This window comes from Acidimicrobiales bacterium, assembly GCA_036399815.1.
Lineage (GTDB): Bacteria > Actinomycetota > Acidimicrobiia > Acidimicrobiales > DASWMK01 > DASWMK01.
Genome location: DASWMK010000105.1, coordinates 1 through 3,621 on the forward strand (window position 1 = coordinate 1; position 3,621 = coordinate 3,621).

Sequence of the window (3,621 nt, forward strand, 5' to 3'; positions counted from 1 at the left end):
TCCACGGGCGGGTGTAGGTGGTGCCGTGGATGGCGTGGGGCGGGAGGTCGACGGTCAGCTGGTGCTCCCGGCCGTCGAAGCGGAACCGGCCCCGGCGGACCCGCCCGGCCCACGGGGCCATGGGGAAGCAGCCCCAGTCGAGGGGCTCGTCGCCCTCGGTCACCAGCAGCTCGGCCCCGTCGAGGGTCAGCGAGGCGATCCGGCCGCCGCAGTCCGGGTCGACCACGGCCACCGCCGGCCCGGCGGCGAGGCGGTACCGGGCCACCCTCCTATGGTGCCCGCGTGCGGGCGCTGGTGCAGCGGGTGGCGTGGGCCCGGGTGTCGGTGGGGGACGAGGAGGTCGGCCGGATCGGGCCTGGCCTGTGCGCCTTCGTGGGCGTCACCCACGACGACACGTCGGCCGAGGCCAGGGCGCTGGCGGCCAAGGTGTGGCACCTGCGGGTGATGGACGACGACGCCGGGGTGATGAACCGGTCGGTGGCCGACACGACCGGCGAGGTGCTCGTCGTCAGCCAATTCACCCTCTACGGCGACACCAGCCGGGGGCGGCGCCCGTCGTGGATCGCCGCCGCCCGGCCCGAGCAGGCGGAGCCGCTGGTCCGGGCCGTGGTCGACGAGCTGCGCCGGCTCGGGGCGACGGTCGCCACCGGCCGCTTCCGGGCCGAGATGGCCGTCGCGCTCGTCAACGACGGTCCGGTGACGCTCGTCCTCGACGTGTGAGCGCCCAGGCGGCCGCCACCGCCACGGCCGCCAGCACGAGCCAGGGGAGGTCGCCGGTGGCCGTGTACCAGGTGGTGCCGTCCCGGAGGCCGACGGTCGCGTGCAGCACCTCCCGGTCGCCGATGCCCGACCGGGTCACGACCCGCCCGCCCGGGGTGATCACCGCGCTGTAGCCGGTCGGCGCGGCCTGGACCACCCATCGCCCGGTCTCGATGGCCCGCAGGCGCGACGTGGCCAGCTGCTGGGACTGCACCTGGCGGCCCTCGAAGGACGAGCCGTTGGTCGGGTTGAGCACGACCCGGCCGCCGGCCCGCACCGCGCTCCTCGCCCGGTCGCCGAAGAACACCTCCCAGGAGATGACGACCCCGAGCCGGCCGGCCGGCGTGTCGAGCACGCCGGGGCCCCGGCCGGGGATGGCGTCGGAGGGGACGGCCGACAGGTCGGCGACCCGCTCGAGCAGCGACCGCAGCGGCACGTACTCGCCGAACGGCACCCGGTGGACCTTGTCGTACCGGTCGACGAGGGTGCCGTCGGGCGCCCAGGCGACCGCCTGGTTGCGGAACCGGTCGGGGCCGGCGTCGGCGACGATGCCGGCGACGAGGGTGGCGTCGAGCCGCCGGGCCAGGTCGGCGAGCTCGTCGCCCTCGGGGGTGGCGGCCACGTCGGTGGGCACGTCGACCACGTCCTCGGGCCAGACGACGAGGTCGACCGGCCCGTCGACGGCGGCGGAGGCGTCGAGGTGGCGCTCGAACACGACGGCGGGGTCGGAGTCCACGGCCAGGGTCCCCTGCTCGCCGCCGCCCTGCACGACGGCCACGTCGATCGCCCCGACCGGCCGCCCCGTGGGGCCGGCGGCCGCGGCGACGGCGACCAGCGCGACCGCGGCCGCCGCGGCGCCGGCCGGGAGCCAGGCTCGGCGCAGCGCGGCGGCGACGGCGACGGCGGCGACCACGGCCGCGATGGTCAGCCCGACCGTCCCGCCCACCCGCACGAGCGGGACCAGCGGGCCGTCGCTCTGGGTGAGCGCGACCGTCGACAGGGGCACGCCGCCGACCGGCCACCTCGCCCTGGCCGCCTCGGCCAGCGCGATCGCGCCGGGCAGGGCCAGCCACCGCCACCCCCCCGGCGGCACGAGCAGGGCGGCGGCCCCCCAGAACAGCGAGTACACCACCGACGCGATCAGGTAGCCGGGGAAGGTCAGCGCCCCCATCCACCACAGGCTCGGGAACAGCAGCGCGGCGGCGGCCAGGGTCGCCCGCCGGACGCGGGACACCGCGGGCCGGTCGGCCAGCAGCCGCTCGAGGCCGGCGAGGGCGACGATCCCGAGCGGCCACCAGCCCACCGGCGGCAGGGCGAGGGCGAGGGCCAGCCCGACGGCGACGCAGGCCGCCGCCGTGGCCGCCCGGCGCGGTGGGCGTCGGTCCCGGGCGGGGGCGGGGGCGGTGTCGAGCGCGCTCAGCGGTCGCGGGCCGGGAACGACGCCGGCAGGCCCGACCCGCCGACCAGGCGCAGGTGGGCGACGATGCGGAACTGCGCCGAGCCGGGCGGGTGGCAGGCGAACAGGGTGGCCGTCGCCTCCTGGGTCTGGGTGGCGATCGCCAGCGTGTCCGGGGTGACGACGTCGGTCGACACGTGCTCGTACACGAACTCCTGGCCGTCGGCGTCGGTGAACGTGACCTGGTCGCCGGGCTGGAGCTCGTCGAGGCGCTGGAACGGGTGGGTGTGCGTCGTCCGGTGGCCGGCCACGACGACGTTGCCGACCTGCCCGGGCATGGCCGTGCCCGGCCAGTGGCCGGGGCCCCGGTCGATCGTCGTCAGGGTGATGCCCTCGTAGACCACGTGGGTGAGGCCGATGGCCGGGATCTCGATGGTGCCGATGGGCTCGACGGCGGCCGGCGCCCTGGGGTCGGCGGGGACCGGCTCGGGCTGGGGCAGCCCGCTGACCGGCGAGTCGCCCACCCGGGTGACCCGCAGCGAGGGCGGCGCCTTCGGCGGCGGGGCGGTCGTGGACGGGCCGGCCTCCGTGGCCGGCGGCGCCGTCGTGGCCGGCGCGGCGCCGGCCCGCCCGCCGCCCGCGCCCGACGAGCCGGCCCACGTGCCGGCGGCCACGGCCCCACCGGTGACGAGGACGGCCGCCAGCCCGACGGCGGCGGCCCGGCGCAGGCGCCGGGGGAGCGGAGGCACGGTCCCATTGTCCACGGTCAGGTCCCCACCTGAACGTCGGCCGCGCGGGCGCCGGCGAGAGCGGCGGCGGCCGCGGCGGTGCCCTGGCGGACGCAGGCCGGCAGCCCGAGCCCCCGCTGGCCGGCGCCGGCCAGCACCAGGCCGGGCGCGGTGGCGGCCAGGTTGGCCTCCACCGCCGCCACCCGGTCGAGGTGCCCCGGCTCGTACTGGGGGAACGACGACGGCCAGCGGCTGACCCTGACCTCGAGCGGCGGGCCGGTGATGCCCATCGTGCGGGCCAGGTCGGCGGCCAGGGCGTCGACCAGCCGGTCGTCGTCCATGGCCACGGCCCGCTCGTCGCCCACCCGGCCGGCCGAGGCCCGCAGCAGGACGGGGCCGTCGCCGAGGTGGGCCCACTTGCTCGACGCCCACGAGCAGGCGGTGAGCACCAGCCCCTCGACCCGGGGGACGAGGAACCCGGTGGCATCGAGCGGGCCTGGCACCGCGGCCGGGTCGTAGGCGAAGGTCACGAGCGCGACCGAGGCGTAGCGCACGGTGGCGACGGCCCTCGCCGCCGCCGGGGCGGCGCCGGCCAGCAGGGCGGCCGCCGCGGGCGCCGGGCAGGCGAGGACGACGGCGTCGGCCACCACGCCGTCACCGCCGCCGGCCGGCGTCAGCCGCCAGCCGCCACCCGGCTCGCGGGCGAGGCCGGCGGCCGGCCACCCGGTGCGCACGGTC

At 78.7% G+C, this 3,621-nt stretch carries 5 protein-coding genes; 1 reads left to right on the plus strand and 4 read right to left on the minus strand.

Features of this window, described 5'->3' with window-relative positions:
• Nucleotides 1–265 (minus strand): hypothetical protein (locus VGB14_07600; protein HEX9992774.1); only part of this gene is annotated, 265 nt, incomplete at its 3' end.
• Nucleotides 266–282: 17 nt separating this feature from the next.
• Here VGB14_07600 and dtd point away from each other — a divergent pair.
• Nucleotides 283–720 carry a D-aminoacyl-tRNA deacylase gene (gene dtd, locus VGB14_07605; GenBank protein ID HEX9992775.1) on the plus strand — a complete coding sequence of 146 codons (438 nt, stop codon included), beginning with the start codon at nucleotides 283–285 and terminating at the stop codon, nucleotides 718–720.
• Here dtd and lnt read toward each other — a convergent pair.
• From lnt to hemG, 3 genes are all read right to left on the minus strand, one after another.
• Nucleotides 683–2,275: an apolipoprotein N-acyltransferase gene (lnt, locus tag VGB14_07610; protein HEX9992776.1), complete on the minus strand. Its 1,593-nt coding sequence runs from the start codon at nucleotides 2,273–2,275 to the stop codon at nucleotides 683–685. The genes dtd and lnt overlap by 38 nt on opposite strands.
• Nucleotides 2,176–2,904 carry a class E sortase gene (locus tag VGB14_07615; GenBank protein HEX9992777.1) on the minus strand — a complete coding sequence of 243 codons (729 nt, stop codon included), beginning with the start codon at nucleotides 2,902–2,904 and terminating at the stop codon, nucleotides 2,176–2,178. Before VGB14_07615 ends, lnt begins: the two co-directional genes overlap by 100 nt.
• A gap of 17 nt (nucleotides 2,905–2,921) precedes the next feature.
• On the minus strand, nucleotides 2,922–3,621 hold a 700-nt coding region (gene hemG, locus VGB14_07620; protein ID HEX9992778.1), incomplete at its 5' end, for a protoporphyrinogen oxidase.